Here is a 15,315-nt window from a genome sequence, read left to right as displayed (position 1 = left end):
TGAGATGCTCATACATTTATAATTAGATTAAAAAGCTTAAAAATCTATTGAACAACCTGCCAAAACTTTATAGACTCAATAATGACGATAGGTCAACTTGTATAATTTAAAAAGGATATATAACCATGAAAAAAACTTACCAACTTATATTATTAGCAGCGACTTGTATGATTTTGTTAGCATCATGTGGTAAAAGTAAACAAGAAATTGCCTTACAAAACCTAGAACAAGAGCAAACCAACTATTCACAAGATGCCAAGTCTGAGCAACTGGAGTCTGAGACTGCAAAAACTAACGCTAGCAACTTAGATAAAGAGTCTAAAGAAAGTAGTTCAGAAGCCAAATACGACGAAGATAAAGCTGATGTTCTTGAAGCGAAAGCAACTCAAAACTTATCTAAAGCAGCAAGCTTAAATTCTGAAATTGATAAGGCTAAAGTAGCTGCTGGAGAAGAGTAATTATTTTATGGGTATATAATATAACCCTTGCAATATATCATTTCTAGACTCTAACTCATGTTTCTTTATAAATTTATTTACAATAACATCTGTTTTTTCTTGAGACATTATTGGTAAATTCAACAAAATATATGCTCCATATTTACAACCATTATTGCGAGCACCTTCAACTATTTGTGGTATTTGATCCTGTAACCAACCACCTTGACTAATCCTATCCATATAGTCTGCAAGAAAAAAATTATACCTTACTGGCTGATCATTTGTATAAATAACAACACAACTATCACTTTTTGATAAGATGTTCTCTAGTGGCTTACCTGTAGCTGCACCTCCACCAACCACTGACTGACTTTTTTCTTGAAGTGAATAAATGAAATCATCTGAATTAACTAAAGGGTAAATTGCCCCACATAAAACTATAGCAGTAAAGACCTTAATATATGGATTTTTTAGTGAGTTTATATTTAGCTTACTATCAGAAAGCAATATTTTTTGATTAGATCTAAAGCTTTGCACATACATACTCAATGATAATATTCCAAACATCTGAACCCAGATACTATTGCGGATATCATATGAAAAAGCATATAACCAAATTATTAAACCTAAAATATAACAGTACAGGAATACTGCTTCTAATTTATATGCATTTTTAAATGACTTTTTAACTGAAAAAATAAAAGATATTGGCAATAAAACTATAACTATCGTGTTTGTGATCGCAATTATCCCACTATTTCCTGAAACAAATTTCAATAGCCTTTGAGGTATATTTTCTAAACTTATGTTTGTTAACTCAACCAAGTAGTCTAGGTTCCCTGTAAAATCATTTGCATGATTATAAAAAATAACCAAAAATGATAACTCATAGAGTAAAGATACTAGCGTTAATAATATTGCTATAATAAATTGTTTCTTTGAAAACCTTTTAATATTAAAAATAGTGTAACCTATAGTAAATAGGTAAAAGAATATGCCTGGTTGTTTGACAATCATAGCTATACCAGAAATAACTATCGCAGCATAAAGATAAGCAAAAAAATATTGACTATTTATTTTCTTATAATTTTCTGCACAATATATACACATAATGGATACTAACCCGACGTATGCAACAGGATAATCCATATAACCACTAAATGATTTTGGAGAAACCATATAGCTTATTATCAAAATAATAAAAACTATTGAGAACGACTTACTTATCTCTTTATAAATATTGATTGCAAATAATAAAATTATAATTGAAGGATAAAATAAAAAGGCTTTTGCAAATATATTTATGACAAAATTCCCTTGCATCTTATATATCAACGACCATATTGCAGGAAATAATATTGGATACCCTGTGTTCATCGGATAATATTTATTAGAATAAAGCTCTATTGCCCATCTATTCCATGAAACCAAAGCATCCCAGTCTACAAAAGCTTTAGTATTAGATATAAATACAACAAAAAACAATAATAAAACCAATAAGGTTTTTGATACTTGACCTATAGTTGGCTTTAGCCTAAAACTGATGATTAAAGCTAAACCACCAAGTAAATATATTAAAAAGTGTAATAACTCTGATCCAAGCTGTAAGTTTATAGAGAATAAGATTACAAATAAAATCCACGCAAAAGATAGAGTGATTATAAACGAATAAACCAAAGATAAACTTTGTGGTTTATTTTGAAACAACTTCGATGACAATAATCCTGGCAGCACAACTATAGCTAATATAAAAAATATGTTACTAATAAGCATTGTTACTAATATTCCCCTTTTCTACGAAATAAAAGTCTTACCACACTAAAACCTATAAAAAACAATATTGTTTCGACAAATATCTTAGAAAATAAGAAATTAGCTCCAAGATCTTTAACCAATAATTCCTGGAGAATTACTGATATCGCCCCACTAAAATAAACATACGAAACAAATAGTAAAAAACTATATTTATTCCCTGAGCTTTTAAAAACTATTTTTTTAGAAGCATTATATTGAAATAGTATCGAAGCAGTTCTTGCCAGAAAATTTGCTAACAAAATATTTGCTCCAAGATTAAATGAAAAGACAAACACGGTTATATCTATGAGAAATGTTATTATCGAAATAGAAACATAACGAAGAAGTATAAAATATATTCTTAAAGAATCTTTCAATGGGTTGAAATTACTGCCTGAATTATTTTCTATATAGATAGTTTCTATATCTATCTCATGAATATTTATATTATTTCTTATAGCAACCACAAACTGCTCTGTTTCAAACTCAAATCTATTTGATTTAATACTTAGACAATCAAGCATAAATTTTTTACTCAGTCCTCTAAGACCCGTCTGTGTATCTTTAATCTTCCTACCTAATAAGAACTGATATACTTTTTTTGAGATTTGATTACCGACATAAGATTTCAAGGGAATATCTTTTGTAAAATTACGACACCCTAAAACAAAATCATCCCCATCAGATAAACATTTTAACACTCTTAGTGCATCATCTATACTATGTTGACCATCACTATCAAGCGTAACACTACCATCAATTTCAGGGTGTTTTGTAAGAATCTCATTAAATGCTGTTTTTAGTGCTGCACCTTTACCAAGGTTTATTGCATGCCTTAAAACTATTATATTTGATGCTTTTTCAATCTCAGAAAAAAATTCAACTCCAACATCGCTACCATCATCTACAACAAAAATAGGAAATTCTGACTTTTTTCTCAACTTACTTATTAATTTAGGGAACTCACTTGTTGGGTTCTTAGTTGGGATTATGAAGCACTTCTGAGACATTGTAATAAATTTTCTTAATAAAGTTAAATGAGATTATATCACTCTTATAACAAGAATAAACCATGTTCAAACGCCTACTTCAAATATATACTATTTTATATCGCTAGTTATAAAATAGATAAACTCCATATGCACTTTAAAGATTTAGAAAAATACCTAAACGAATATTTTCAAGTTGACTTATTTAAAGATTACGCACCAAATGGTTTACAAATCCAAGGTGATCGTAATATTAAAAAAGTAATTACAGGTGTGACAGCTTGCCAAGAGCTAATAGATAAAGCTATCTTAGAAAATGCTGATGCTATCATTGTACATCATGGCTACTTTTGGAAAGGCGAAAGTTATCCAATAGTTGGTATGAAATACAACCGCATCTCAAAACTTATCAAAAATGGGATTCACCTTTTTGGTTATCACTTACCGCTTGATGGCCATTATGTTATTGGTAATAATATTTTATTAGCGAAAAAATTAGGACTTACAAACTTAGAGTTTTTTGAGACAGGTTCAAAACCTGATATATCTATAATCGGGGATTGTAATACTAGCTTAGATGATTTTGGCAAATTTATTGAAAATAAACTTGATAGAAAACCAACTATCATCAAAGCTAATGATAATAATAAAAAAGTAGCAATCTGTACAGGTGGAGCTCAAGACTATATTGAAATGGCTTATGAAGCTGGTGCTGATACTTTTATATCTGGGGAAATCTCAGAACGCACAACTCATACAGCTCGTGAACTAGGTATAAGCTACATCGCAGCCGGACATCACGCCACAGAAAAAGAAGGTGTGAAAGCTATAGCTAAATTACTTAAGGAAAAATTTGGGGTAGATACAAAGTTTATAGATGTAGATAATCCTGCTTAAAATCATTTACTAGAAATTTCTTTTTTAGCTTGGATAATTAACTGTGTAAATTGATCATTAGCATTTAATGCGGAAAAAACAGTACTACCAACTATATAACCAGCCTCTACATCACTTGGCCAATGTGCTCCACACACTACTCTACTTTGACCAAATTCATAACCTTTCTTTAATATTTGTTCTTGATGGTTAGGGTTTATTTCCGCAAGTATAAGTGCTATTGCCCACCCTTCTGTAGTATGCCCTGAGGGATATGATGCAAACTTACCTAAATGTTTTTCTTCAGCAGGGTTACAAGTTTGCTTATTATAATAAACAAATGGTCTTATACGCTTATGTTCTTTTTTTGCATCTGCTGTAGCTTTTGATGAAACTTTTATAGCTAAATCTATTAAGCTATAGATAATAGGAGTATTTTCTTTTGATATATTATATCCAAAACTCTTAGAGAAATTTTTAGCCAAACTATTTGCTGAATAACCAGTATCAATTATCGCTTGCTCATATCTTTCACTATCTTTTCTTCCTTTTAAAGCAGACTCAGAAATAGCTTTATCATTTAAAAAACCAATACTATTAGCTGTAGGAGGCTCAGGTAAAAGTTTTAGACTATTAGGAATTTTTATTTCCTCTACAGATAATACTTTTTCTGCATAACTATTTGTGATTAATATAACGGATACAACTACCACTGATATAAGCTTAAACATTCTTATTACTCTACTCTAAATTTTAAATTTTGCCCGAGTATAATATATTTTAGAAAAAAAATCAGATGTTTATATAGCAACAATTATAGAGTTAGCATGAAAAATTATTTCATAAACTCTTTTTCAATATCTTCTAATGATCTACCAGAAGTTTTTGGCACATATTTAAATACTATAAAGCAATATAGTAAAGTACAACTACCACAGATAAAGAAAACACTACTATCTCCAAATGCTGCTGTAATCGGTAAAAATACTGACGCTAATATTGCTGATGCCATACTATTTAAGAATAGTGCTATACCTAAAGCTTTACTTCTAATGTTATTTGGTAAAAGCTCTGACATTATTACCCATACATAAGCACCTGGACCTATCGCAAAGAAGAAAATGAAACTAATAAATCCGGCTAATAACACACAGCCTTTCACCATGCCTGTAGGCAAAATTAAAACCATAAATCCTGTCATTATTAAAGTCAAAGCAACCATAAGTGTCCCAAAGACCACAGTGAATTTTCTTTCAATTTTATCTGCAATAAATACAGCAAGTATAGTTGCCATAAAGTTAATTGCTGTGATGGTTACTCCACCTAATATAGCTGCATAGTTAGACCCTAGACCAGACTCTTTTAGTAAAGTTGATGAGAACTGTAAGATACTATTTATTCCCGTCATTTGAGCTAATATTGCTATTGTGAACACAATTAATACCGGCATTAAATAATGTCTGTTTTTCAAACTAGCTAGAAGACTACCTTCATCATCAGAACTTTTTACTACTTGCTTTATCTTATCAGCCTGAGATTTTGCATTTTCACTACCTACTGTGACCTCTAGCATCTGCTCTGCTTCTTTATCCTTACCGACCATTATTAACCATCTAGGTGATTTTAATAAGAAAAAGCTTCCTGCAAAAAATATAATCGCAGGTATTAATGATGTTAAGAACATTGATCTCCAATCACCTGAGCTTTCAAAAAGTAAGCCTATATAGTTAGATATTAAAATCCCTGCTGTTAGAAAAAGTTGAAAACATGTCACCGCAACACCTCTAACACTATCAGGAACTGTTTCTGTTAGGTAAAGAGGTACTGTAACAGTAATAAAACCAACTGAAACACCCTGAACTAATCTAGAAAAAAGTAACATTTCATAATTATCTGAAACATAAATCAACCCTACAGAAACTATAAATATTAAACCCGCCAATATTAATGTCTTTTTTCTACCAATAGCATCTGCAATTAAACCAGCTACAAGTATAGCAAAAGCTCCACCAAATAGGACTGACCCACCCAGCAAAGATGTTTGAAATGCAGACATGGGAATATCATTTTCTATAAACAGAAACGCTCCATTTATTATCCCAATATCATAACCGTAAAGCATGCCACCCATAGCAGCAAAAAATATAATCAAATAAACTCGCGTCTTATTATATTGCATCATTAAATCCCTTTATTTTTAGTTACTCAAGTTATAACCTACTCTTTATTAAAAGTAGTACAAAACAACAAATAAATTTCTGAACTCGGTCGCTGAGCTTGTCGAGGTGCAGAATTTCAACAAAATCAATACTTAAAATCAGATGCTGAAATAAATTCAGCATGACATTTTTATATAGTTAACTATATTTGCAAACTAAACGGTTTCTGTAACTTTTTTAAGATTGACGGGGCTATCTGGGTCAAACCCTAATTCAACAGCTAAATTATTAACCATTAAATAAAACTCTTGAAGTAAAACGATAGGCTCTAAGATTGGGTGTGTTCTTACATCAACTGCTAAGTGAACTTTAGCATCAGCACAATTTTCTGTACTTGCGAATATGGTATTTACTCCTAGCCCAGTCATTTTTGAGACAATCTCACAAGTACCTTTAGCACTTACATCATTTTGCATAATAGTAAATGTGGTAAAATTTTTATTCATAAGAGCAAATGGACCATGAAGTACTTCTGCTCCACTGAAAGCCTCTGCATGTATTCCACAAGTTTCTTTAAGTTTAAGAGCCATTTCCTGTACGACAGGGAAACCAAACCCTCGACCAATTATAAACATACTTTTGCTTTTTTTAAGCACTTCGACTGCAGTTTGCCAATTTGACTCTAGAGCTTTTTCTAATACATTTGGTAATGATTGAAGACTATTTAAGAGTTCTTTATCTTGCTTATATTCTGCAATTATATTTACTAAAGCTATTAAAGATGTAATTACACTTTTAGTTGCCGCAACAGCTTTTTCTTCATCCGCTCTTACAGGCAATACTAGATCGGCTACTTCTGCCAAAGGAGAGGCTTCTTTATTAACAATAGCTAATGTTGTACATCCTGCTTTTTTACAACCCTCTAATGCTAAACGCAAATCAGGAGATCCACCAGATTGAGAAATTGCTATTGCAAGAGTGTTTTCATCACCAATATTTTTGCCATAAATGGTACTGATTGATGGTGGTAAAGAAGATACGCTAAATCCTAACTGCGTTTCAAACAAGTACTTCGCAAAGTTTGCAACACAATCTGAACTACCTCTAGCTATAGTAATAACTCTCTTAATATTTTTCTGTTTTAATTGAGAAATTATATTTTTGATTATCTCTTGATTGAGGTTAAGCTGATTAGCAACTTTTTCAAAGCTACTACTAGCCTCTTGAAACATTAATGTGTTTTTCATGATTTTGACTAAAATTTACAGGATGTAAGATGATTATATTATTTGAAATCAGTTTTTACACTTTTTTTTACAAAAAAATTGTTTTCTAAATATTCATCCAAATAGATGCACTTTTTTCATCATGAAAAGTTTTAACATCTGCAGATACAATACCTTTAAAAACATTAAGTCCTACCTTAATCCAATCTGCTTCTGTAACAACTGCAACTTTTTCAAAATCTTTTCGATGTTTAACCGCTGTTTTTAGATCATCAAGCATTGCTTTGACTTCAATACCTTCAAAGTTAGACATTATAACTAGTACTTTTAATTTACCCTTACCTGCTAACTCTTCAAACTTAGGGATTAATGTCTCGACATAATCTTTGTGAGTAAGCTTACCTTCAACTTCAATTTTGGTATATCCGCTTTCATCTGTGATATTAAACATTACAAATCTCCTTTTGTTAGAAACGATTTTCTATATCTAGTATGGCACAAAAACTCTGCTCTCTCAATGCTCGTTTAATACTATACCAAATTAGTAAAGTATGCTATAATCCTCGGATCTTTTTGATATCAATTATCATACTTACAAACTCAAAACATTTAAAAGGTGAGTACATGTTAATAACCCTACTAATCGCATTAGCCCTGTTAATATTTCTTCATATCAAAAAATATAGCTTTAACCTTAGAACTGTTTTAGCTTTAATAATAGGTATATCAATAGGAATACTTTATAACTATACAGATTCTAAAGATGGTGCTTTTATACAAGCAAACAACATCTTAGCTAACGGATATATTTCTCTATTACAGATGCTAATAATACCAATAGTTTTAACATCCATAATTCATTCTATAACTAGCTTAAGAAACCATAATAGCTCATATATTATAAAAATAGCTGTAAAAACTATCGTTATATTATTAGTACTAACAGGTATAAGTGCTGCAATAGGATCATCTATAGCTATTTTCATGAAACTTGGTCAAAATATAGATATCAGCTCTATTGGCGAAGTTACTAAAGAGATGAAGTCTGCAACAATTTCTGAAAATATTCTTAGCTTTTTACCTAACAATATAGTCCACCAAATGGACAAAAATAATGTCATTGCTATTGTTGTATTTGCAATATTGATTGGTTTTTCTATGCTTATTGCCCATCGTGAAGATAGTAAGTTAGCTAGCCCATTTATAAATTTTATAGATTCAGCTTTCTTTGTAATTAAAAAACTAGCTAGATTAGTAATTGCTACTACTCCTTATGGTGTACTTGGTTTGATGATCCAGATGAGTATTGAGCTAGATAAGGGTAGTATCTCGACTGTCTTTTCATTTATTTTAGCTTGTTATATAGCTATGTTTATAGTTTTGCTTATGCATATAGTATTACTTCTAGTTTTCGGTACAAATTTAGTCAAATTCTACAAAAGTATATGGAGAGCTATGCTAGTTGCAGCAACTTCTAGATCTAGTATGGGAACTCTACCATTATCTATAAATGGTCTTAATAGATACGGCTTATCTGAGACTGTATCTACATTTGCTCCTACTATGGGTACAACCATGGGTATGAATGCATGTGCAGGTGTATTTCCTGCTATATTAGCTATAATGGCTATGGCTGCTACAGGTATGGACATTACATTTGTTACTGTAATATCTATATCCTTGATTTGTATGTTTGCTTCACTTGGGGTTTCAGGCATACCGGGTACGGCTTATGTTGCTGCTGGTGTTGTATTTACTTACTTCAACTTACCATGGGAAATCATTGGTCTAATACTTGGCGTTGATGCTCTTATTGATAGCTTTAGAACTCCTTTAAACATACACGGAAGTATGACTACTGCTGTGATTGTTGATAAGACTACAAAACCAGAATAAATATAAACCCCCTCTTTTATTTACTTAAAATATATAGTAGCCTTTTTTATAAACTGATCCTTAATTAACCAACACCTTATGTTCAAAAAATCTCTAATATCTCTATTTCTAATAACTTCTAGCATGTACGCTTTTGCAGATGGTGAAAAAGCAGGAGATTTCGATAGCTATAAACTCGCAATTACTTGGGCTCCTGGATTTTGTAAAGAAAATCAAAGTAAACAAGAATGCCAAGCTCTAAATAAAGAACTAAAAAGTGATTATAACTACGCTGTTACTCTTCATGGTTTATGGCCAAATGTAAATGGGACTACTACATATGGTAACTGTACCAGTACTAAATTTAATGATTACCAAGCCAGTGCTTTTAATAATATACTAATGAATTATTCTCTACCAGCTGCCAAATACTGTGACAACACAGGATTTTGCTTACCTGAGCATGAATGGAACAAACACGGCACATGTCAGCTAAAGTGGGATCAACCTGAGTATTTTTATGTACAATCAAAAATGCTTAATCTCTTTAGAGATACTCTAGTTGCTCCTCTTGAAAATAAAGACAGTGTCACAAAGAGTGAGCTTTACAGCATTATATTAAAACAATTTCCTACTAAAAATATAGATGATTTTGATTTAATTTGTAATCCTGATACAGGAATGCTCAAAGAAATAAGAGTTTCATTAGATAAGAATATAGAAGATATATCTAATGATAAATGGAGATCATTATCAAAAACAGATCTTTCAAAACACATAATACCTACAGATAATTTAAGTAATTATTGTGGTGAAAATATAGTTCTAAGATAACCTAAGTATTTACTGAAAAAATACCCTTAATAGACTTATAAAAGCTATTTCCTTCATACTCAACCCCTACAAAATACAAACCATGTGCTTTAGCTGTCTCAGCTGCTTTTGTTCTGTCTTTATACTCTAGTAATTGTTGTATCCATGATGGCTCTTTTAACCCTAACCCAACTTTTAAAAACGACCCAATCAAGTTTCTAATCATGTGGTGTAAAAAAGCATTACCAACCACTTCAAATACTATAAAACTACCATAACGGACAAATTCAGCCTTTTGAATATTTCTAAATGGAGTATTTGCTTGGCATTGTGAAGACCTAAACGAACTAAAGTCTTGCTCACCAATCAGGTGTTTACAAGCTTCATTCATCTTTTCAATATCAAGTGGGTTTCGCTCCCATAAACTATGATTTGCAAATATTGGCGAACTAGTAGGAGCATTATATAAAACATAATTATAAGTTCTATTAAGAGCTGAAAATCTTGCATGAAAATCTAGACTTACCTCTTTTAAAATATGCACTTTTATATCTTGTGGTAGTAAAGCGTTTACACCCCTATGCCAAGCATTTACATCCCTATTAGCATCAGATAAGAAATTCACAACTTGAGAGGTTGCATGAACGCCAGTATCAGTACGGCCAGCACATATAACTTCAACGTGGTGATTTGCTACTTTTGATAAAGCTTTTTCTAGCTCCTCTTGAATACTTGGAGAATGGCTTTGTCTTTGCCAGCCACAATAATCTTTACCAAAATACTCAACTTGCAATAAATAATTCTTCATACTTTAAAAATAAAATCCTAAAGATAAATTTTTACTGATATTAAGCACAATCTAACTTATCGTTAGTTGTAACAGATATTGTTTTACTATTTCTAAAATAAATTTTATCAAATATATAGTTATATACAAAAGCATACACCAAATAGAAAACCACAAAACCAATATCTACAAGTAGCGCTGTTATAAAGTCCATACTAAGCCAATATGCTATAAGTGGAATTGTAATTATAAGTAATCCAGCTTCAAACAATAAAGCATGAAGAATTCGAAGTAAAACCCCTCTTGTTGACCTATGCCCATCAAATTTATTTTCGACAATGTCAAACGCATAGTTATATACAAGATTCCAAACCATAGCTATCAATGAAACTGCTATCGCTAAAAAACCGATATGCGACATGCTTTCATTTAAAACAAACATTGCAAATGGTGTGAAAATTATTACACCAAAAACTTCAAATCCAACCATATGAACTATACGCGCAGCAAAGCTCATGTTTTTGTTATTATTCATTATTATTTCCTAATTTATACTCAACTATATAGCGTCTTCAGCAGGGGTACTCATATAGCCACCGCCATACATAAACATATTACCACCCTGCATAAATGGACTATCTACAGCATGCCCTGTTTCTTCATAGTACTCACCTGGGGCAGTATTTGGATTTGTTATAAATTGCTCAGTTGTCTGATGAAAATATTTATCTGACAAACCACCTGCACTATTTGGGTAGTAATACTCGTCATCATTATACCCATACATTCCTGATAGGCTACAACTTCCAGCAAAAAATATTACTGATATAGATAAAAATAGTTTCTTTATAGAAAACTTTAAGGTTTTTAAATTTTCCATTTTCAACAATAAACACCTTCCTTCCAGTGTTTTCTACAAACAGACACATACTTAGTATCTATCTCTTTAAGTGAGTCATCATCAACTACTATAGGGTTACCTTCTTTGACAGCTACACCATTTTGTACCATCATATTAAAACTAGCTTTTTTACCACAATGGCAGATAGTTTTAACCTCTTCAAGTGTATCTGCTATAGCCAATAATAACGCCGCCGTTTCAAATGGTTGCCCAAGGTAATTAGAACGCAAACCATAACAAATAACAGGGATATTTAGATCATCAACTATATCTGATAATTGCCACACTTGTTTAGGGGTGAAAAAATGGATCTCATCTATCAGTATGCAATCTATAGCACCTTGTTTAAGCTGGCTTTTCACATAACTATAAATGTTATCTTCTGCAGTTAGAGAATAAGCATCTTGGTCTATACCGATACGCGACTTGACCTTGTTTGGACCTGCTCGCTTATCTACAGCTGAAGTCAGTATCAGTGGTGTACGCCCTCTATCTTCATAGTTATAAGCAACTTTAAGTAAGTCTAGAGTTTTACCCGCATCCATCGATGAATACCTAAAATATAATTTTGCCATAATAGCTATTTCCTACTGCCAACTGCCATACATAGGATTTGGTAATATAAAATACTTACTCCCAAACACATCAAATTGACTATCATCAGCTGTTTTCATTTTCTCTTGAGTCATTGCTGGAAAGTCTTGAATATTATCGCCAAAATAAGCAACTATATCATGAGCTGGCAACTTATCAGTGTAAATCATCCCTTCAGAATATTTACCTGTACTAACTGCTTTAAAGCGAGGGTTTTTATCATTATGATTTTCTTGATTTTTGTTTGTAAAAAGTATCTGGTCATAGTAAATACCCTGTTCAGATAAGTTTTCTTCTGTAGCTTTAATCAGCTCCTTATCATTACCAGTTCTATTTGTGACTAAACTCACAAAACCGCCTTTTTTATGCACAAAGTTAGTCAGCATCTTAGCTCCTGGAATTGCTATAGACTTTTCTTCCTTCAAAGCTTTATCAAACTTATCCGGATTATACTGATAATTCTTATAATCATCATGCTCTAACCAAGAGTTATCTAGAGTAGTTTCATCTATATCTAAAACTATACCCCATGTACCAGACTGTAGTTTTTCTTTCTTAATTTGCTCGGCGATTTTGATTTTAGCAAGGTTATAAACCTCTAATGCTATAGCTCTTTTCTCAACCGACTCATTATACCATTTCACTCCATCAATATTTGGAACATCACAACTTATTGCAAAACCTGCAGAAACTAAGCCTAGCTGTACTATAGCTACTGCTGAAATTATTTTTTTAATTTTCATCGTCATCCCTTTTAAGATTTTTTTCTAATAATATTCACACCGTGGCGAATAGGTAAAACTAAACTCTCAACATCTTTTCGTGACTTAATATTTCTATTAAAATCATCAAGAGCTTTTGCGCGTTTATCTTGAGAGTCTACAACCTCTCCACGCCACAAAACATCATCAACAACTATAATGCCATTATTACTAAGTTTCGGTAATAATATATCAAAATAACTCTGTGTTTGTTTTTTATCTGCATCAATAAATGCTACATCTATATTATCAGGCAACTTTGGTAAAGCTGTTATTGCATCTTCTACTATAGACTCAATATTTGTATACTTGCTTATATAAAAGTCTGCAAGCTCTTGCCCTGCTTGATTTGGTCTATCTATAGTTATTACTTTTGCACTTGGTGAAGCTTCTGCCATTGCTATAGCAGACATCCCTGTATATGTACCGACATCTACGCATAGCTTTGCCTGATTAGTAAATACTAACATCTGCAAAAGCTTTGTAACTATCTTTTCTGATAGCATTTGCGAACCATGTACACTATCACGAGTTTTATTTGCAAGCTCTAAAAGTGTATCTGATAAATCACTAGTAGTTTCAAGGCAATAGTCCCATATTTTAGAATCTGTAAATTGATTTTGTTGCATGTTTTTAAAAATTATTAGATTAGCTATATATATTCTGCATTAGCCTGAGAGATATTGAAAGTGATTTTAAACTGTTTTTATGATAGAATTTCGGAGATTTTATATGTATAAATTTTAATAAAAAAGGTTTCTAATGAAAGAAATAAAGCAAGATAAAAAAGTATTTATCAAGACAATGGGTTGTCAGATGAATGAGTATGATTCATCAAGAATGTACGAAATTCTAAACGAAAGTTACAACACATCAAAGACAGATGATTATAAAGAAGCAGATATTATAATCGTAAATACTTGCTCTATCCGTGAAAAAGCTCAAGAAAAAGTATTTCACCAACTGGGTAGATGGAAAAAACTTAAAGATAAAAATGAAGATTTAATTATCGGTGTTGGTGGTTGTGTAGCTTCTCAAGAAGGTAAAAATATTATCCGTAGAGCTCCATTTGTAGATTTAGTATTTGGCCCACAGACTATCCATAGATTGCCGGAACTTATTAAGCAAAAATCTGAAACTCAAAAGTCTCAGGTAGATATTTCTTTCCCTGAAATAGAAAAGTTTGATTACTTACCAGAGCCAAAAGCTGAAGGTGCTAAAGCATTTGTATCTATTATGGAAGGTTGCGATAAGTATTGCTCATATTGTGTAGTACCTTATACTCGTGGGCCTGAAGTAAACAGACCTTTTGAAGATGTACTAGCAGAATGTGCTGTATTAGCAGAACAAGGTGTGCGTGAAATTACTCTACTTGGGCAAAATGTAAATCACTATATGGGTCCAATGGAAAATGGTCAAATAGCAGATTTAGCTTTACTAATACATTTCATAGCTGAAATTGATGGTATTGATAGAATTAGATTCCAAACTTCACACCCTGTTGAGTTTTCTCAAAACTTGATAGATGCTTACGGTAGTGTGCCAGAACTTGCAAATCATTTACATTTACCTGTACAGCATGGTTCAGACCGTATTCTTACAAATATGAAAAGAAACCATACTATACTTGAGTTTAAACAAAAGATTAGAAAGCTTAAGGCTCTTCGTCCAGATATTACAATATCATCTGATTTTATCGTTGGTTTCCCTGGTGAAACAGAGGAAGATTTCCAAAAGCTTATGGATCTTGTCAAAGATATACAGTTTGATAACTCATTTAGCTTTATCTATAGTAAACGCCCTGGTACTCCAGCTGCAGATTTACCAGATGATACTCCTATGGAAGTTAAAAAAGAGCGTTTAGCTAGACTACAAGCACTACTAAAAAGTAATGCTCAAATCATCTCAAGACAAATGGTTGGCACTGTGCAAAATATACTTGTAGAAAGTAAGTCTAAAAAGTCAGACAATGTCTTAGCTGGTAGAACAGAAAATAACAGAATTGTAAACTTTATCGGTGATGAATCATTGATTGGTAACTTTATAGATATTAAGATAACAGAAGCACACCCAAATTCTCTAAAAGGAGAGCTGATTTAA

General features: G+C 31.8%; 17 protein-coding genes. 5 read left to right on the top strand and 12 right to left on the bottom strand.

The window, feature by feature from the left end:
- The first annotated feature begins 125 nt into the window (after positions 1 to 125).
- Positions 126 to 458, top strand: a complete 333-nt coding sequence (locus tag CDH04_RS03320) for a hypothetical protein (RefSeq protein ID WP_234393372.1) — start codon at positions 126 to 128, stop codon at positions 456 to 458.
- Here CDH04_RS03320 and CDH04_RS03315 read toward each other — a convergent pair whose 3' ends face one another.
- Positions 459 to 2,213, bottom strand: a complete 1,755-nt coding sequence (locus tag CDH04_RS03315) for a hypothetical protein (RefSeq protein ID WP_112869673.1) — start codon at positions 2,211 to 2,213, stop codon at positions 459 to 461.
- Between the two features lie 5 nt (positions 2,214 to 2,218).
- Positions 2,219 to 3,244, bottom strand: a complete 1,026-nt coding sequence (locus CDH04_RS03310) for a bifunctional glycosyltransferase family 2/GtrA family protein (protein ID WP_112869672.1) — start codon at positions 3,242 to 3,244, stop codon at positions 2,219 to 2,221.
- Positions 3,245 to 3,373: 129 nt separating this feature from the next.
- On the opposite strand from CDH04_RS03310, the gene CDH04_RS03305 reads away from it, so the two are divergent.
- Positions 3,374 to 4,120 carry a Nif3-like dinuclear metal center hexameric protein gene (locus tag CDH04_RS03305; RefSeq protein WP_112869671.1) on the top strand — a complete coding sequence of 249 codons (747 nt, stop codon included), beginning with the start codon at positions 3,374 to 3,376 and terminating at the stop codon, positions 4,118 to 4,120.
- A gap of 2 nt (positions 4,121 to 4,122) precedes the next feature.
- Here CDH04_RS03305 and CDH04_RS03300 read toward each other — a convergent pair whose 3' ends face one another.
- The 4 genes from CDH04_RS03300 to CDH04_RS03285 all read right to left on the bottom strand — a co-directional run bounded on the left by CDH04_RS03300 (position 4,123) and on the right by CDH04_RS03285 (position 7,935).
- Positions 4,123 to 4,830, bottom strand: a complete 708-nt coding sequence (locus CDH04_RS03300) for an acid phosphatase (RefSeq protein WP_112869670.1) — start codon at positions 4,828 to 4,830, stop codon at positions 4,123 to 4,125.
- 104 nt (positions 4,831 to 4,934) lie between these two features.
- Positions 4,935 to 6,281 carry a sugar porter family MFS transporter gene (locus CDH04_RS03295; protein ID WP_112869669.1) on the bottom strand — a complete coding sequence of 449 codons (1,347 nt, stop codon included), beginning with the start codon at positions 6,279 to 6,281 and terminating at the stop codon, positions 4,935 to 4,937.
- 192 nt (positions 6,282 to 6,473) lie between these two features.
- The gene (locus tag CDH04_RS03290; RefSeq protein WP_112869668.1) at positions 6,474 to 7,505 is read right to left on the bottom strand and encodes an SIS domain-containing protein; all 1,032 of its coding nucleotides are present in this window, start codon (positions 7,503 to 7,505) and stop codon (positions 6,474 to 6,476) included.
- A gap of 85 nt (positions 7,506 to 7,590) precedes the next feature.
- Positions 7,591 to 7,935, bottom strand: coding sequence for a SpoIIAA family protein (locus CDH04_RS03285; RefSeq protein ID WP_112869667.1), 345 nt, complete (start codon positions 7,933 to 7,935; stop codon positions 7,591 to 7,593).
- A 173-nt stretch (positions 7,936 to 8,108) separates the two neighbouring features.
- Between CDH04_RS03285 and CDH04_RS03280 the strand changes: the two genes are divergently transcribed.
- Together CDH04_RS03280 and CDH04_RS03275 are read left to right on the top strand one after the other, a co-directional pair.
- A complete protein-coding gene (locus CDH04_RS03280; protein WP_112869666.1) occupies positions 8,109 to 9,380 on the top strand; it encodes a dicarboxylate/amino acid:cation symporter in 1,272 nt (423 codons plus the stop codon).
- Positions 9,381 to 9,458: 78 nt separating this feature from the next.
- Complete coding sequence (locus CDH04_RS03275; RefSeq protein ID WP_112869665.1) at positions 9,459 to 10,193, top strand: ribonuclease T2 family protein; 735 nt, start codon at positions 9,459 to 9,461, stop codon at positions 10,191 to 10,193.
- 1 nt (position 10,194) lies between these two features.
- Here CDH04_RS03275 and truA read toward each other — a convergent pair whose 3' ends face one another.
- Genes truA through CDH04_RS03245 form a run of 6 tightly spaced genes read right to left on the bottom strand, consistent with a single transcriptional unit; the run spans position 10,195 to position 13,844 of the window.
- Positions 10,195 to 10,980 (bottom strand): tRNA pseudouridine(38-40) synthase TruA, encoded by a 786-nt coding sequence (gene truA / locus CDH04_RS03270; protein ID WP_112869664.1) that lies wholly within the window; start codon positions 10,978 to 10,980, stop codon positions 10,195 to 10,197.
- A gap of 40 nt (positions 10,981 to 11,020) precedes the next feature.
- The gene (locus CDH04_RS03265; RefSeq protein WP_112870881.1) at positions 11,021 to 11,476 is read right to left on the bottom strand and encodes a PACE efflux transporter; all 456 of its coding nucleotides are present in this window, start codon (positions 11,474 to 11,476) and stop codon (positions 11,021 to 11,023) included.
- A gap of 42 nt (positions 11,477 to 11,518) precedes the next feature.
- A complete protein-coding gene (locus CDH04_RS03260; protein ID WP_112869663.1) occupies positions 11,519 to 11,839 on the bottom strand; it encodes a hypothetical protein in 321 nt (106 codons plus the stop codon).
- Positions 11,840 to 11,841: 2 nt separating this feature from the next.
- The gene (locus tag CDH04_RS03255; RefSeq protein WP_112869662.1) at positions 11,842 to 12,435 is read right to left on the bottom strand and encodes a thymidine kinase; all 594 of its coding nucleotides are present in this window, start codon (positions 12,433 to 12,435) and stop codon (positions 11,842 to 11,844) included.
- A gap of 12 nt (positions 12,436 to 12,447) precedes the next feature.
- Positions 12,448 to 13,191: an HAD family acid phosphatase gene (locus CDH04_RS03250; RefSeq protein ID WP_409254762.1), complete on the bottom strand. Its 744-nt coding sequence runs from the start codon at positions 13,189 to 13,191 to the stop codon at positions 12,448 to 12,450.
- Positions 13,192 to 13,208: 17 nt separating this feature from the next.
- Positions 13,209 to 13,844 carry an O-methyltransferase gene (locus tag CDH04_RS03245; protein WP_112869660.1) on the bottom strand — a complete coding sequence of 212 codons (636 nt, stop codon included), beginning with the start codon at positions 13,842 to 13,844 and terminating at the stop codon, positions 13,209 to 13,211.
- A gap of 142 nt (positions 13,845 to 13,986) precedes the next feature.
- Between CDH04_RS03245 and miaB the strand changes: the two genes are divergently transcribed.
- On the top strand, positions 13,987 to 15,315 hold the full coding sequence (gene miaB, locus CDH04_RS03240; protein ID WP_112870880.1) for a tRNA (N6-isopentenyl adenosine(37)-C2)-methylthiotransferase MiaB: 1,329 nt from the start codon (positions 13,987 to 13,989) through the stop codon (positions 15,313 to 15,315).

It is taken from the genome of Francisella adeliensis, assembly GCF_003290445.1.
Taxonomy (GTDB): Bacteria; Pseudomonadota; Gammaproteobacteria; order Francisellales; family Francisellaceae; genus Francisella; species Francisella adeliensis.
This window is presented reverse-complemented; position numbering and strand designations above follow the sequence as displayed.